The organism is Vibrio sp. SCP2 (genome assembly GCF_059295395.1).
Genome location: NZ_JCAFVV010000001.1, coordinates 716,859 through 731,648, shown reverse-complemented (window position 1 = coordinate 731,648; position 14,790 = coordinate 716,859). Strand labels below are relative to the sequence as shown.

The 14,790-nt window shown below is 43.2% G+C and carries 15 protein-coding genes; 9 read left to right on the top strand and 6 right to left on the bottom strand.

Annotation, left to right across the window (positions count from 1 at the left end):
• Positions 1-9: 9 nt before the first annotated feature.
• The 3 genes from AC5O63_RS03515 to AC5O63_RS03505 are packed head-to-tail and all read right to left on the bottom strand — an operon-like array spanning position 10 to position 1,779.
• A complete protein-coding gene (locus AC5O63_RS03515) occupies positions 10-270 on the bottom strand; it encodes a phosphopantetheine-binding protein (protein ID WP_004744631.1) in 261 nt (86 codons plus the stop codon).
• A 16-nt stretch (positions 271-286) separates the two neighbouring features.
• A complete protein-coding gene (locus AC5O63_RS03510) occupies positions 287-1,051 on the bottom strand; it encodes a lysophospholipid acyltransferase family protein (protein WP_272787967.1) in 765 nt (254 codons plus the stop codon).
• A complete protein-coding gene (locus AC5O63_RS03505; RefSeq protein WP_494503937.1) occupies positions 1,051-1,779 on the bottom strand; it encodes a beta-ketoacyl synthase chain length factor in 729 nt (242 codons plus the stop codon). The genes AC5O63_RS03510 and AC5O63_RS03505 overlap by 1 nt, the downstream gene beginning before the upstream one ends.
• A 70-nt stretch (positions 1,780-1,849) precedes the next feature.
• Between AC5O63_RS03505 and AC5O63_RS03500 the strand changes: the two genes are divergently transcribed.
• From AC5O63_RS03500 to AC5O63_RS03480, 5 genes are all read left to right on the top strand, one after another.
• The gene (locus AC5O63_RS03500; protein ID WP_239851536.1) at positions 1,850-2,242 is read left to right on the top strand and encodes a hypothetical protein; all 393 of its coding nucleotides are present in this window, start codon (positions 1,850-1,852) and stop codon (positions 2,240-2,242) included.
• Positions 2,243-2,272: 30 nt separating this feature from the next.
• Positions 2,273-3,340: a methyltransferase gene (locus AC5O63_RS03495; RefSeq protein ID WP_494503936.1), complete on the top strand. Its 1,068-nt coding sequence runs from the start codon at positions 2,273-2,275 to the stop codon at positions 3,338-3,340.
• Positions 3,341-3,345: 5 nt separating this feature from the next.
• Positions 3,346-4,593: an NAD(P)/FAD-dependent oxidoreductase gene (locus tag AC5O63_RS03490; protein ID WP_494503935.1), complete on the top strand. Its 1,248-nt coding sequence runs from the start codon at positions 3,346-3,348 to the stop codon at positions 4,591-4,593.
• A 123-nt stretch (positions 4,594-4,716) separates the two neighbouring features.
• Positions 4,717-4,968 (top strand): DUF3081 domain-containing protein, encoded by a 252-nt coding sequence (locus AC5O63_RS03485; RefSeq protein WP_004744637.1) that lies wholly within the window; start codon positions 4,717-4,719, stop codon positions 4,966-4,968.
• Positions 4,969-5,547: 579 nt separating this feature from the next.
• A complete protein-coding gene (locus AC5O63_RS03480) occupies positions 5,548-7,275 on the top strand; it encodes an EAL domain-containing protein (RefSeq protein WP_494503934.1) in 1,728 nt (575 codons plus the stop codon).
• Positions 7,276-7,408: 133 nt separating this feature from the next.
• On the opposite strand, the gene AC5O63_RS03475 is transcribed toward AC5O63_RS03480, so the two are convergent.
• From AC5O63_RS03475 to AC5O63_RS03465, 3 genes are all read right to left on the bottom strand, one after another.
• The gene (locus AC5O63_RS03475) at positions 7,409-8,737 is read right to left on the bottom strand and encodes a chymotrypsin family serine protease (protein WP_494503933.1); all 1,329 of its coding nucleotides are present in this window, start codon (positions 8,735-8,737) and stop codon (positions 7,409-7,411) included.
• A 183-nt stretch (positions 8,738-8,920) separates the two neighbouring features.
• Positions 8,921-10,225 carry a dicarboxylate/amino acid:cation symporter gene (locus AC5O63_RS03470; RefSeq protein WP_239851530.1) on the bottom strand — a complete coding sequence of 435 codons (1,305 nt, stop codon included), beginning with the start codon at positions 10,223-10,225 and terminating at the stop codon, positions 8,921-8,923.
• 329 nt (positions 10,226-10,554) lie between these two features.
• Entirely contained in the window at positions 10,555-12,051 is a 1,497-nt protein-coding gene (locus AC5O63_RS03465; protein ID WP_494504561.1) for a phospholipase D family protein, read from the bottom strand.
• A 177-nt stretch (positions 12,052-12,228) separates the two neighbouring features.
• Here AC5O63_RS03465 and AC5O63_RS03460 point away from each other — a divergent pair, with 177 nt between their 5' ends.
• The 4 genes from AC5O63_RS03460 to AC5O63_RS03445 all read left to right on the top strand — a co-directional run bounded on the left by AC5O63_RS03460 (position 12,229) and on the right by AC5O63_RS03445 (position 14,686).
• Positions 12,229-12,849, top strand: a complete 621-nt coding sequence (locus AC5O63_RS03460; RefSeq protein WP_494503932.1) for a LysE family translocator — start codon at positions 12,229-12,231, stop codon at positions 12,847-12,849.
• 25 nt (positions 12,850-12,874) lie between these two features.
• The gene (locus AC5O63_RS03455; RefSeq protein WP_004744645.1) at positions 12,875-13,195 is read left to right on the top strand and encodes a heavy metal-binding domain-containing protein; all 321 of its coding nucleotides are present in this window, start codon (positions 12,875-12,877) and stop codon (positions 13,193-13,195) included.
• Between the two features lie 66 nt (positions 13,196-13,261).
• Positions 13,262-13,720 (top strand): YaiI/YqxD family protein, encoded by a 459-nt coding sequence (locus AC5O63_RS03450; protein WP_049844698.1) that lies wholly within the window; start codon positions 13,262-13,264, stop codon positions 13,718-13,720.
• A 9-nt stretch (positions 13,721-13,729) separates the two neighbouring features.
• A complete protein-coding gene (locus tag AC5O63_RS03445) occupies positions 13,730-14,686 on the top strand; it encodes a LysR family transcriptional regulator (protein ID WP_239851524.1) in 957 nt (318 codons plus the stop codon).
• Positions 14,687-14,790: the final 104 nt, after the last annotated feature.

The following is a 14,790-nucleotide window of genomic DNA, read 5'->3' as shown; positions in this document are numbered from 1 at the left end:
ACCTACGGATTATTCACTGATCTGTGAAGAAATATACTTCGCTAAGTTACTCACTGAAGCAAAGTGCTCACGAGTATTTGAATCATCCGCATCGATGACAATGTTATATTTCTTCTTAATCGCTAAACCTAGCTCTAACGCATCGATTGAGTCTAGGCCAAGACCATCACCAAACAGTGGAGCGTCTGTCTCAATATCATCAATGGTTAAATCTTCTAGATTTAGTGCATCAATTATAAGTTGTTTTATTTCGTTGTGTAGTTTTTCCACTTGGGCCTACTTGTCACTAGTAATTTTCTGGAAAGATCGTCTCTGATAAATGCTGCTGCAAACGGCGAGCGGCAATTGTTGGGGACGTAGTTTGCTCTATAAATGGTTTAACCTCAACTTTATCCTTAACTTCAACAAGGAAAAAAGGCTTGGTAGGGGGAACTTGATACCATTTTGTCTCTTTTGTGAGAAAGCTCGGAGAAACGCTAATATGGATAACGCGCAAATCTCGTTCAGTTCGCACTGCGATTTGTGCTGAACCTCGTTGGAGTTTCGACTCAACTCCGGGTGTGGTTCGGGTGCCTTCTGGGAAAACGAGTAATACGTTGCCTTGTTCAAAACGCTCTTCGCATATTGCCAGCAAGTCATCAGGCGTTTCATTTGGAATGTAACCTGCCGCTTTAACAATATGCTTCATAAACGGATTGGCCCAAATGGCAGATTTAACTAAGCAGTCGCAGCGTTTCAATTGTGATGCAATTAAAACATAGTCAATCAGGCTTGGGTGGTTAGCAACGATTAAGCAGTTTCTGTCTTGTTGCAGAAGCTCAGCACCGACAATTTTGTAATCAATCGCACCAGTGAACTTCATCAGTTTACAAAACAGATTGAATGAACGCTGAATGGCACCTTGAACACGGTACTCTCGAACCGTTTGATCTTTGGTCAATAGGTGAATTGCGGGGATTACGACGAAACTCAGAGTTAAGCCGCCAAGGCCAAAAACAGAGAAGCAGAACCCCGTTGCAAAAACACGCCAATGTTGATCGAATGTTTTCATTAATTTCTCTGCCAAGTCCATGTTTGCTGGGGTGAATTAATTTCCCATTGGCTTTGATTAGACAAGAAATGACGAATGAATTCTAATCCTTGTGGCAGTGTTTGGGCTGATGTCTCGTTAGTTTGATGTTGCGATAGCGAGAAGCCGTTGCCATTTGAAACAACAAGTCCTAAGCCGTAACCGCGATAGTTCTGGTCTTCATACTTTTTGTAGGCATCAGGTAGTGGCTCATCGAAATCGATAACCAATACTTTGCTGTTTGGATGATCGTTTAAATACAACCAAGCTTCGATAATTGCACTTTGGAAGGTGTTCTCTGAAGCGGCAATTGAGGTAAGAGGAATAGGCTTTTTGGTCGCGATAGTGGCTAGGCCAGCCGCAGTATTATGTACCGACTGAGAAAAAGCCATCGGAGAAGCTTCTTCACCATTTAAGATATCGTCGACAAGTTTGACACTGCGGTGCAGTTCTCCATGACGACTAGCGAAGACTAGGTAATCGACCTCGTGCTCATTGAGAAGTTCAATGGTCGTTTGAACGGCAAGCTTGCTCAGATTACTCATTCTGCGGCGCATCATGGGTGGAATCGCTGAAGTAATTAATTTTTCCTCTTCAGGCCACTGTAAGCTATTTGCCCAACTTTCCCAGTTTTGAGACACTGAGAATCCGTTAGAATGCGCGAGCCACGCGTCGATGTTAAATGAGATGTTGATATCTGAATTTAGCATAAGATATTGAATTGTCGTTTTTACAGCGAAATACTATTAAAGACCAAACACCTAATAAGGAATTATTAATATGTCACCACTAAAGTTACTCAGCTCAGTATTGCTAGCATTGCTACTTGTCGGTTGTGGTCGCGTTCAGCCAGTAATGAACGTTGAGGATACTCCAGTTGCTTATAATCTTCAAAGTAAACAAGTTAAGATGGCGATTATGCAAGCTGCCATGAACCGCGGTTGGGTTGTAGAAGAAGTTTCTGCAAATGAACTGAATGCGAAATTACACGTTCGCTCGCATTATGCGGAAGTAAAAATTCCATATAATGACAAGTTTTACTCAATTATTTATCTCAACTCAGAAAACTTGAAAGCAGGTGATGGCAAAATTCACCGTAACTACAATCGTTGGATTAACAACTTAAACGTAGATATTAAGAAGCAGCTAGCGCAAACAGCGTCTGCACAATAATCATTTAATCAACTTATAGTTAGGTTTTTCGTGGTACAAGAAAACAAAGACCCGTTTAATGCTCTAGAAGCAAAAACAGAAGCTCAAAAGCTATCATTTGCGCCAATCGTGTTCCAAACAGCGCGTACTTTACGTGATTTAGGTATTTTGTCTGCACTAGATAAAGCAGGCGATAAAGGTCTAAATGCAGTTGAAATTGCTCAGCAAACTCAGGTTTCTGAGTATGGCGTTAAGGTGCTGCTTGATATGGCGATCAGCGCCAATATCGTGTTGTGGGAAAAACCTAACTATTGCCTAGCAAACTTAGGCTTCTTTATCCTCCATGATGGCATGACCAATGCCAACATGGATTTTACCGCTGATGTTTGTTACGCGGCGATGATGCACCTCACTGAGGCGATTGTCGAAGGTAAACCTGCTGGCTTGAAGGAGCTAGGAGATTGGGAGACCATCTATCAAGGTCTGTCGACTTTGCCAGAACAAGCAAAAGAGAGTTGGTTTAAGTTTGATCACTTCTATTCTGATCGTTCATTCCCGGTTCTACTTGAAGAAGTATTCAAAAGCCAACCGAAAACCCTGGTTGATATTGGTGGCAACACGGGTAAATGGGCAATGCAATGCTGTAACTACAACCAAGATGTTGAGATCACCATTGTTGATTTACCTCAGCAGCTTGAGATGGCAATGAAAAATGCCAAAGAGCAGGGCTTTGCAAGTCGAGTTCACCCACACCCTGCCAATATGCTTGATAAGCAACAAGTGCTGCCAGAAAGCGCCGATGTTTGGTGGATGAGCCAGTTCTTAGATTGCTTCTCGCCAATGGAAATTTTGAATATCCTAAAGAAAGTCAAAGGTCAGCTTCGTCAAGGCGATTCAATCTACATTCTTGAGTTGTTCTGGGATGCGCAAAAATACGACGCCGCTTCTTTCAGTTTGAATGCCACTTCTCTCTACTTTACCTGCCTAGCCAATGGCAATAGCCGTTTTTATCGTAGCGACGATTTCTTAGAGATCATTGAAGCAGCAGGTTTAGTCGTTGAAGAAAGAACCGATAATATTGGTCTTGGCCATACGTTGCTCAAGCTAAAATCACAATAAAAATTATGAAAAAAGAAATTACCCAAGTCGTTGTTGTTGGTGCAGGGCCTTCAGGTTCTACTGTTTCTGCGTTGTTAAACGCGCAGGACATAAACGTAATTGTTATTGAAAAGGCGCAGTTCCCACGCTTTTCTATCGGAGAAAGCCTACTTCCCGCGTGTATGGAAGTGGTAGAGCAAGCCGGCATGCTTGATGCGGTTAATCAATACGGTTTTCAGTACAAAGATGGCGCAGCGTTTAGGCGCGATGGCGTATACACCCAGTTTGAATTCACCGATAAATTTACTTCAGGGCCAGGGACCACATTCCAAGTACAGCGAGGTAACTTTGATAAAGTCCTCGCCGATAGCGCTGAGATTCAAGGGGTAGAAATTCGTTATCAGCATGAGTTAACTGAACTTGAGTTTGTTGGTGAGCGCTCTTTGCTGACAGTTAAAGATGAGCAGGGTGAGAGCTACCAAATTGAAGCAGACTATGTGTTGGATGCGAGTGGCTTTGGGCGAGTTTTACCAAGAATGCTCAACCTTGAAGAGCCTTCTTGCCTTCCGCCACGCAAAGCTATTTTTACTCATATCGTTGATAACATTGACCCGCAAGCGTTAGAGTACGACCGCAACAAGATTCTAATTTCAGTGCACCCAGAAAATCACGATGTCTGGTACTGGTTGATTCCTTTTTCCAATGGCGTGTGTTCATTTGGTGTGGTGGGGGAACCTGAGTTCTTCGACCGCTACCCGGAAGATAAAATTGCCGCTATTAAGCAACTGGCGAGTGAAGAGTCTGGTTTAGCCCGATTGCTTGCCAATGCAGAATACCCCAACCCTGCGGGAGAGCTAGGCGGATACTCAGCAAACGTAAAACAACTCGCGACCAAGCACTATGCTCTGCTAGGCAATGCAGGAGAGTTTCTTGATCCGGTATTTTCTTCCGGTGTGACCATTGCGATGAAGTCGGCCCAGTATGCTGCCGAGTGCGTGGTGAAACAATTAAATGGGCAAGAGGTTGATTGGAATGAAGAGTATGCCAAGCCACTGATGGTTGGTGTAAATACTTTCCGAACTTATGTCGAAGGCTGGTATAGCGGTATTCTGCAAGATGTTATCTTCTACCAGAACCCCAATCCTAGAATTAAGCAAATGATCAGCGCTATCTTAGCGGGGTATGCATGGGATCAAGATAACCCATACGTTAAGAATAGCGATCAACGATTAAAAACATTGGCAGAGCTAGTTCGCGAAAACAATAACGCTTAGAGTTTTGATTTGGCTCAAGACTATAGATGGCGAAAACCTCAATCACCGCTCATACTTTTTAGAAAGAAGTCGATCGCTATTCAAACAAACTACGTAGGTTTGGATAGGGAAAGGAGGTGATCTATGAAGAACGAACTTGATCCAACCAAGGTTCTACAAGCTTACGAAACGGTGATGGCGAACGGCTCACCAACTGAGCATGGCAAGATCTATGAAGGTGTTGAAGCCTTCTCTGATTACGATGGGTACAATGTGTATATGCGAGGTAATGGTGTCGAGCTAAAAATTGGCTTTCACAATACCTATCATCTCGATTATGACCAAGAGCACCTTAGAGATAGCTTCCTGAAAAAGGTCGCCATGTTAGCGAAATAGAAAACATCATAAACAAGATAATGAATCTGCCCCAATATTTGAGTAATCAATTCTTGGGGCATTTTTATATCCATACACATCATAGACTACCCCACCTAGCAAAATGGTTTGGCTTATCTCCTATGTGTCTCAATTCTGAGTAGAGCCATGATAAATCTATGCATAGAAAGATGGTTTGATGACTAACTATATGGGTGGTAAATGTAGGCCTGTTTATCATGTGAGATTGGTGTCACTTTTTGGTTTCTATCATGAGGTTTTACTTTTTCTTTGTTTCAACTTTGATATATTGCACGCGAGTAGTTGCATGGTTGGCTGCTCTGGCGGTTTGAGTTGGATCTTAACGTTTTCTATCAGATAGGACTGAGCCTAATTTCGATAGGTGTGAAAACGAAAGTTATGGACGGATATCTTAGTGAAACATACTAAGTGTTACTGAGTCGCTATACATACCATGGTTGTAAGAAAGGAATGAATACAACGGTTCTTAAACAAATGATTTAGTTGGTTAATCAAATACAACGATATCGCTGTTGGCTTAAATTTATATGCAGTAAGGTATTGTTCTTTGGGGGATAGATGTTCTATTCATTTAATCTATGTGATGATAATTCCTTAGATTTGGTTCTGAGTGGTAGTCAGCTATATAGCGTTGAAAATGATAATAAAAAGCGTGAGACTGACCTTGATGAAAGAGAACGTTTTGTACTCGAATTTCTTATCAATAATAGTTCTATAGATAACCCGATTAGTCTAAACGACCTCGATAGTGCTTACAGGAGCATTAAATGTAGGGAGAGTGAAAGGGAGCCGTGGCAGACAACGATTCGGAGATTGCAATCAAAATTCAAGCGCTTAACCACGGGTTATGGCCAAAGTATTAATGAAAAGAGACTGATATCGAATGTATGCCAAAAAGGCTATTATGTTGATCTTACACGCTCGACAAGAACGACCCCCCAAAATACTGATCTCAAATTAAGCGATTTCAAGCCGAGTCTTTTTTTGATGTTAGGCTCATTTTTGATGACCTACAAAATGATGTTATTAAGAAAATCGGCCCGAGTTTTGTTGTATGTTGGAGTAATAACCTCTTTATTTTACTCATTGCATATCTATCAACTGACCTCGATCGTTGAACAGTTTCGAGGCAATATCGGTCATGTCGCCCAAGAGTTAACATCACTTGGATGCCATGATGATGAAACTCTGAACGCTTTTAACCATTCTCTCTATCTTGATTCAGCTCTTTTAGTTTCGCCCTTTGATTCATGTTTTGTAGATAGAGATTCGGTTGAATTGCTTAGTGAGGATTATGTTAACTCGCTGCTCAATTTGCCGCAGTTTATTTATAGCGTTAGAGATAACGATGAGACTTATACCACGATGATTGGCAGGGTATCTCTTCGAGCTGTTGAGAGTATGTATAGCAACAACCTTTGGTCTTTACTGGTTGATGGTTTAGTTATCCAGTATATGAATGAAGAAGAGATCGTCATTGGCCAACCCGGTGATATTCGAATTAAAACAAAAGTGCTCGATAGTGGCACCACAGTTTCCTTCTATGCGAGCAATCTAGTGGTTGAAATTGTGTCTCTTTTCTTTGTTGTTTCTCTTGCCTTGTATTGGCGCAAAATCGCAAGGTTTATTCGTTTTTGCCAAGATTGGGTTTTGCTTGATTATGAGTTAGAGCCTGTGGTTGACACCAAAAAGAAAACCACGATTTACCATGAGATATTAACACGTGTAACGCAACGTTCAGCGTTGCAGTACATAGAGAATTTGGCGGAAAATCGGCTTATAACCTTTCATACCATACTTCTCGCTAAGGTCATCGCGAACGCGAATCGAAAGGGCTCAGCTGGAGTCTATGGGATCAATATTTGTCCTAGTTCCTTGCTAGGTGATAACTATATCATCTTAGAAAAACATCTATCTCGGTTACGGCCAAGTGAGGTGGTGTTGGAACTGACGGAAAACTCCAACTTGCCTTACGACAAGGAGATTTGTGCCAATATCACTAAGCTTCAACAGCGAGGTTTTAAGATAGCACTCGATGATTTTGGCACTGGTAATAACAATGTTGAGGTTGTTCAAAAGATCTCTCCTGATTACCTCAAAATTGATAAAGAATTTATTCGTGACATTGACTCAAACGAAGCTAAGCAAAGGTTGCTAGGGATGCTGTCTGAAATCGGCGAGATGTCAGAATGCGAAATAATCCAAGAAGGCGTAGAAACTTACGCTCAGCAGCTTACCTTGCAAAGCTTGGGTTATAACCTTCACCAAGGTTATTTGTACGTATAGCTAATACCAACTAAAAGCCCCAGACAATTTTTCTGGGGCTTTTGTTTTGAGGTCTTGCTGACTGTTTCACGCACCCGATGAGTTACGACAAAAGAAAGCGACCAGTTGCCGCTTTCTCGTTTAGTCATAATGCTTAAAAGTATACGGTCGAAGAGTTTGAACAAACATTAGCAATTGTCTCGCATACTTGGTATGTATAAGTCATGCCACCTTTGGTTCCAGGAGCATCAGTATATGCGTCACTATTCTCTACTGTCTCTATGTCTTCTCCATTTCTTCTTATCACGAAGTTACCTTCCGCACTATTCCAGGCTAGGTCGATGAAATGTACACCCTTAACCTTATATCCGTTAGTCGTCAAAGTTAAATTTGTAGGAGGTTCTACGGTAGTGTCTACATCTATTTTAACGCCGAATTCATCAAGAACAGGCTGGATAGGTGAAGCGATGGTGTATGAAGAAGAACCAGCAAAAAGTAATCCAACTGGATTGTTGCCATTTTGAGTAACAATGAGTGAACCGGAGTCGCCTCCATCACTGAATGTTCCAGGTGTTATTCTCATCTGCTCTTGAAAAGTAGCTGACAAGGTACAGCTCAGAGTTCCTGCGTAGCAAACCGTGACCGTTACTTCAATGGCATCGATATCACCTTGAGTGAATCCTGTAGTGCGTCCATATTTTTGTACTTTGAGCCCAAGCATCGCCTCAGTCACAGTATCCGTTGGCGCTCCATAGCCGTCACTAAGAGTTGAAAACCCGAGCTCTCTACCATTGACGAGTGCTATTGCTGCATCCATTTTATTCATTGAACCTGTACCAAAATCAATATCTTTAGATGCGTAAAGAGTTGCGAAATCGTCATTAGGTGAAGACCCTCCGTCAAAGTCTCCGGGTTGAATAATAGGGTCTCCTATTGAAGCAGCATTAGAATCAGCGAAAACATGATTGTTGCTCAGAGCGTAGACATGCCCTTCAGTAGTGCTGTCGGGATTCTTTGCGACAACTCGAGCTCCTAATGTACCTGCTGTAATATCTCGATGCCCAGCTGACACACCAATAGGAATTGGGGAGTCGTACCTTAAGGTTGGGTCTTCGCTGGTCTCGCTAAAGCATTCCTCAGGTCGTTGAGATGGAGGGCCGCTGCAAGGCGACCTGCCAAGAGCGTAAAATCGACCAGTAAACTCTGGAGTGATTTTGACACCGTTTAAGTTTCTAGGAATACCTTTCATCATTGGAAATTCGGTGAAGACAACGATTTGGACCACTCCATTTTCACCAATAGATAAACCATGGCCAACGACACCTTCAGTCTCAAGGAGTTGAGGCCCGTATGTTTCTTGGACTTGACTTGCTATTTCTAATCCTGGTGGCGAACTAAATGGGGGGGCTGTCATCGCTAATTGCGACCACAGTAGACTAGTTGTAACAGCAAATATCGATATAAACCAATGCTTGAACTTCATGAAACATCACTCCCCTAAAAGTTTAATTAATAATTATGTCAATTATGGTTTGAAAATGTCTGTTTTGCGTATGGTCAAAGGGAAGAAATTGACCACGATTGAGGGATTGGAAAGAAACTGTTTGACTAGAAAGAGAAAACCCGAGAAATAAAATTTCTCGGGTTGGTATTATTGAATTTGAAATTACACTTCAGAGTGTTTGAGATGAACTTCTTCTTCTTTTACACCCGCCATTGGGTCATTGAAGCGATTTTCATCTAGCGCACCTTCAGATTTAGCAACAATGATGGTCACTGCACTATCACCTGTGATGTTTACCGCGGTACGAATCATATCAAGTAGACGGTCGACACCCATAATAAGAGCGATACCTTCTAGTGGTAGACCAACTTGGTTTAGCACCATGGCTAACATGACAAGACCAACACCTGGAACACCCGCAGTACCAATTGACGCTAGAGTTGCCGTCATGATCACCATTAGGTAATCACCCATAGTAAGATCAATGTTGAATGCTTGAGCAATAAACGCTGTAGCGACACCTTGCATGATTGCCGTACCGTCCATGTTCACTGTTGCGCCTAATGGCACAGTGAATGAAGATACACGGTTTTCTACACCCATACGGTTCTTCGCTGTTTCCATTGTGACTGGAATCGTCGCATTTGAAGAAGCCGTAGAGAAAGCAAACATGATCGCATCTTCCATCTTCTTCAAGAAGGTAATTGGGCTAAGACCCGTAAAGCCTTTTAGCATTACACTGTAAGTCACCAGACCGTGCAGCAATAGCGTTCCTGCTAGTACAAGGAAGTACTCAGCTAGATTGACGATAGCGCCAAGACCTAAGCCAGTGAATAGCTTCGCCATCAAGAAGAACACACCGTATGGCGCAAGGTTCATTAGGATAGCAACAAGCTTCATGATCACTTCATTGAGATCTGAGAAGAAAGAGGCAATACGTTCACCCGGTTTACCCGCAGCGCTGATTGCAATACCAAAAAGCACAGCAAAGACGATAACTTGAAGGGTTTTACCTTCTGCCATTGCGCTAATTGGGTTGGTCGGGAACATATCAATGATCACCTGACCAAGAGAGGGTGCTTCCGCCGATTTAAACGAGCTTGCAGCAGTTAAGTCTGCCCCCGCGCCCGGCTGGAAAAGGTTACCCATGGTTAGGGCAAGAGTGATGGCAACCGCTGTGGTTGCAACATAGAACGCGAGTGTTTTACCACCCATACGACCCAGTGTAGAAAGGTCTTTTAGAGAGCTTGTACCGCAAACTAGTGAAACGAAGACTAGTGGGACAACAAGCATTTTCAAGCTAGCGACAAAGATCTGGCCGCCGACTTCAAATAATCCATTTACAATATATGCATCGACAAATCCGTTGTCAGCAAAGAGACTGCGAATCGCAAATCCTGTCAAGATACCCGCAACCATACCTAGAATTACGCGGCTGGTTAGCGACATCGGTTTCTTGGTATTCATAGTGAACACTCCTTATAGTTATGCACCTTGAGTTCACTTCAAGGCGAGCAGGAGGTTAGCAGGCAGATCGAAAAATCAAAAAGCAAAATAACTGACTAGATTTATAGATGTGACATTCATCACTAGAATTTTATGTTATTTAACAGGTTTTTAACCAGTATGATTAACGGAATTATCTATAAATTCCATTTTGTAACAAGGAAAAGACTGATCATTAATATATGTAGGTTTCTCATTACTTGAGAATCTAAATGCATATACTGGTATGAGGTGTTAAAAACTGCATATATAGTCGAGGCTTATGCAGTTTTTAACATGAAATCATAGGGCTAGAGTTGTTCTTCAATTGGCAGCAACCCTGAAGCCCAAGCGCCCATTTTTCGCCAAATACTGGCGTCTGGTTCAGAGGTTAACAATTCTCCAGAAGAGAGATCTTTCCACGCAATGTCACCGTCTTGAATGACTATTTGATAGGCATTTTTCTCTAAGCTTTTTGGTAGCTCTTCGAGAGATTCTTCTACAAAGCGCTTTTGTTCTATGACCACTGCCATTTCTGTGTTGAGGTATGCAGAGCGAGGATCCCAGTTCATAGAGCCGACAAATAGAGTGCTACCATCGATGAATATCATTTTGGCGTGCAAACTTGAACGACTGCTGCCTGTTACACTCCATTTACTTGCTAGATCTGCACTGGCTTTGGTTTCCCATAGTTCTACCCCACCTTTGACGAGCGCTTCACGGTATTTCGCATACCAGCCATGAACGGCAAACACATCGTTTGAGGCGAGACTGTTAGTCACAACGGTAACGTCTATTCCTCGTTGAGCCGCTTCTACCAAAGCGGTTGTTCCAGATTCGGTAGGAACGAAATAGGGAGAAATCAGTACAATTGAGGAATCAATATCTGCTAGCAGTTCACTTAAATTATCAACCAGTTGGCTCTGCTGTGTGGCGACTTTGTCAGGTAAGTCATACCAAACTACACCTTCTCCCCAATACATATCCAAATCACCTGCGACGAGCTGCTCGTAGAGGTCTAACTCAGTGAAGTCGTATTGTCCTTCAGAGAACTTTTCGCCGAGCTTTCTTTTCGCGACTTCTTGTTTAATAGCGCTCTCATTTGGGTGCTGTGCATTTTCAACGATCCACTCCATTGGAATGGCGTAAAGGCTGTTCCAATAGAGGTCAAACTGCTCGGCGGTTTGTTCTACGGCTTTACCATATAAAAGTACGTCAAAGTCACCAAACTCGACATTAGACTCAAATGAAAAGTACTCATTGCCAATGTTGCGTCCACCTACGATAGAAGCAACGCTGTCAGCGGTGAAAGACTTATTGTGCATGCGCCGATTTAGTCTTTGGAAGTCACTTGCCATCGCTATTATTCGGGCACTTCGATAGTGGTGAGGGTTAAACAGGCGAATCTCAATATTTGGGTGGGCATTGAGTGCAGCCAGTTTATCATCACCTCTATCCTGCATATCATCGAGCAGCAAGCGAACCCTAACCCCACGCTCCGCTGCCTCGTAAAGTCGCCAAGTCAGGAGTTGGCTTGTCTCGTCATTACGATAGATGTAGTACTGTAAATCAAGCGAACTTTGTGCAGATTCAATCAAGGCTAGGCGGGCTAGAAGAGCGTCTTCGCCTTGATCTAAGGGTAAAAATCCAGTCAGGGAAGGATTGGGGTGCTTATCAAACTCAAAATATTTGGCGAGTGGGCTACTCTGTTGATAACCCAAATGAGTGGAGGTGGCTTTTTCAGGCAGCGTGCTTGGATCCACCGACGCACAGCCAACCAACCAAGTGAAACACAATAGTGTAAGCATGCGCCAAATGAGAGTGAACAAGCCTAGCCCCTTATGAGTGAGAAACAGTTAATAGACTGATTATAATATCATTTAGCGTTGTAACCACTAATCCAACCAATTGCGTGTATTGGTTTTAAGAGTTCATTGCTTTATGTTAGACGCATAACGCAACAAATAACGATAAAAATCTCAACTATGAATACCGCTTTGCTGGGAATGTTTATTCCGACTTTTTTCTTCGTTTCAATTACTCCTGGGATGTGTATGACGTTAGCACTAACCTTAGGCATGAGTATTGGCTATCGCCGAGCGTTATGGATGATGGCAGGGGAGTTAGTGGGTGTCGGTCTAGTGGCTGTCGCTGCTGTCCTCGGTATTGCTGCTGTGATGCTCAATTATCCGTGGTTATTTGTAGCACTGAAGCTCATTGGGGGCAGTTACCTGTTTTATCTAGGCATTCAGATGTGGCGCTCAAAAGGTAAGCTTGCTATTAACCTAGATGAGCAAGCTCCGCAACCTTCAAGTGATTGGGATTTGGTGGTGCAAGGCTTTGTCACTGCGATCGCTAACCCTAAAGGCTGGGCGTTTATGATCTCTTTGCTTCCTCCGTTTATCGACCAGAGTGCCGACTTAGCCCCTCAGCTGATTGTCTTGGTCTCGATAATTTTGGTGTTCGAGTTTATCTGTATGACTTTGTACGCAACGGGTGGGAAAGGGCTGAAACGCCTACTTGGGCATTCGCAAAACGTTCGACTTCTTAATCGTATTGCTGGCACGCTAATGATGGGTGTTGGTGTTTGGTTGTTTATGAGTTAGTTATGATAAATATAAGGAGAACTCTATGATTAAAACTACCACTTCAGTTGTTGAAGGTCGCCCGGTCCAAGACTATTTGGGTGTTGTTGTAGGCGAGGCAATATTAGGAGCCAATATCTTCAAAGACATGTTTGGTGCGATTCGTGATGTTGTTGGCGGTCGCTCAGGTGCCTATGAGCGAGAGATGGGACGTGCGCGTGAAATCGCCTTCCAAGAGATGGAGTCCAGAGCTCGTGAGTTGGGTGCAGATGGTATTGTCGGTATTGATATCGACTACGAAGTGATAGGTAGCGGCGGTAGCATGATGATGGTGAGTGTTAGCGGAACGGCGGTTAAGTTTAAATAACGCTATTAAGTCCCTAGTAATTACGGTCTAATAGCGTCAATAGACCGTTTTTAGGAATAATGAAGAATGAAAATTTGGGTAGATGCGGACGCTTGTCCTGTCGTTGTTCGAGACATCTTGTTTCGCGCTTCTGAGCGTACAGGGGTTGAAGTGACCTTGGTGGCTAACCAGTTTATTCGCACTCCAGCCTCACCAAAGGTAACTATGCTGCAAGTTCAAGCCGGATTTGATGTGGCTGATAATGAGATAGTTAAACGCTGCCAAACGGGTGACTTGGTGATCACCAGTGATATTCCGCTTGCGGACGAAATCATCACCAAAGGCGGCCATGCATTGAGCTCGCGCGGTGAGCTGTTTACCAAAGAGAACATAAAATCACGTTTGAACATTCGTGATTTTATGGAGACCATGCGTAGCAGCGGTATCCAAACAGGTGGGCCTGCGCCATTAAGTCAGGCAGATCGCCAGCAGTTTGCGAACCATCTTGATAAGTGGTTGGTGCAATGGCAGCGAGCTCAAAAGTAAGGTTGTAATATGGCGTTAGTGAATCAACTCTCTCTGTTTATCGATGTCGTCCAGCAAGGCTCTTTTACTAAGGCAGCCGCTCTGCATGATATGGACAACTCCTCTCTCTCAAAACAGATAAAAAAACTAGAGTCTGATTTGGGCGTTCAGCTTCTTAACCGTTCGACGCGCTCATTTTCACTAACGCCAGCAGGAGAAGAGATTCTCGAACAAGCTCATAACCTTGTGGGGACTTTGACTCACGTTCAATCAATCGCTGACTCTTATCATGCTCAGCCTAAAGGGCGAATTAGAGTGACTGCCCCGTACCATGTGGGTCAAAACTACCTTCGTCCAGTGATCAGTCAGTTTATGCAAGCGTATCCAGATGTTGAGATTGAACTGCTACTGGATGACAAACGCTCGGATATAATTTCTGACCACTTTGACGTGGCGTTTCGTTTAGGACGCCTAGATGATTCGAGCTTAATTGCGAAAAAGATTGCCGATATTAGGGCGGTGATCCTTGCTTCACACAGTTTTATCGAAAAGTATGGAGAGCCGTTAACCCCTGAAGAGCTAGTGAAGCTTCCTTCTGTGGTGTACAGCAACCGATCTTTGACTGTCGATACGATGAGGCTTAGCGAGCAACCCAACTCCAGTAATATCATTAACTACAAGATGAGAGGCAAGCTCAAAGTCAATGATGTCCCGACCTTGATTGCTTCGGTTCAAGATGGGCTCGGTTATGTGACGCTTTCTTCTTCCAATCTAAACTGCTCTATTGATGAGCTTGGGCTGAAGCCGCTTCTTACTGACTATACCTTGTGTAACAAAGGACTGGCTCTTTACGCTTTATACCCTCACCGTAAGCAGACGGCACTGGTAAGAGAGTTTATTACGGCTGTTCAACAGTATATTGGGACTCCGCCTATTTGGGAGCAGCATATTCCCAACTTTGAACATTACTATCCTGCTAAATCATAGCGACTCACTCTTGAAGTACTATCTTGTATAGCGACCGTAAATGCATTAATTCTACTGATAACCTTATTTTGACTAAGGTTATCGTTTGTATTATTTGCCAGATA

Coding starts and splice junctions, on each gene's coding strand:
- AC5O63_RS03510 (WP_272787967.1), bottom strand. CDS start 1,051: ATGAAAACATTCGATCAACATTGGCGTGTTTTTGCAACGGGGTTCTGC.
- AC5O63_RS03505 (WP_494503937.1), bottom strand. CDS start 1,779: ATGCTAAATTCAGATATCAACATCTCATTTAACATCGACGCGTGGCTC.
- AC5O63_RS03500 (WP_239851536.1), top strand. CDS start 1,850: ATGTCACCACTAAAGTTACTCAGCTCAGTATTGCTAGCATTGCTACTT.
- AC5O63_RS03490 (WP_494503935.1), top strand. CDS start 3,346: ATGAAAAAAGAAATTACCCAAGTCGTTGTTGTTGGTGCAGGGCCTTCA.
- AC5O63_RS03485 (WP_004744637.1), top strand. CDS start 4,717: ATGAAGAACGAACTTGATCCAACCAAGGTTCTACAAGCTTACGAAACG.
- AC5O63_RS03480 (WP_494503934.1), top strand. CDS start 5,548: ATGTTCTATTCATTTAATCTATGTGATGATAATTCCTTAGATTTGGTT.
- AC5O63_RS03475 (WP_494503933.1), bottom strand. CDS start 8,737: ATGAAGTTCAAGCATTGGTTTATATCGATATTTGCTGTTACAACTAGT.
- AC5O63_RS03470 (WP_239851530.1), bottom strand. CDS start 10,225: ATGAATACCAAGAAACCGATGTCGCTAACCAGCCGCGTAATTCTAGGT.
- AC5O63_RS03465 (WP_494504561.1), bottom strand. CDS start 12,051: ATGCTTACACTATTGTGTTTCACTTGGTTGGTTGGCTGTGCGTCGGTG.
- AC5O63_RS03460 (WP_494503932.1), top strand. CDS start 12,229: ATGAATACCGCTTTGCTGGGAATGTTTATTCCGACTTTTTTCTTCGTT.
- AC5O63_RS03455 (WP_004744645.1), top strand. CDS start 12,875: ATGATTAAAACTACCACTTCAGTTGTTGAAGGTCGCCCGGTCCAAGAC.
- AC5O63_RS03450 (WP_049844698.1), top strand. CDS start 13,262: ATGAAAATTTGGGTAGATGCGGACGCTTGTCCTGTCGTTGTTCGAGAC.
- AC5O63_RS03445 (WP_239851524.1), top strand. CDS start 13,730: ATGGCGTTAGTGAATCAACTCTCTCTGTTTATCGATGTCGTCCAGCAA.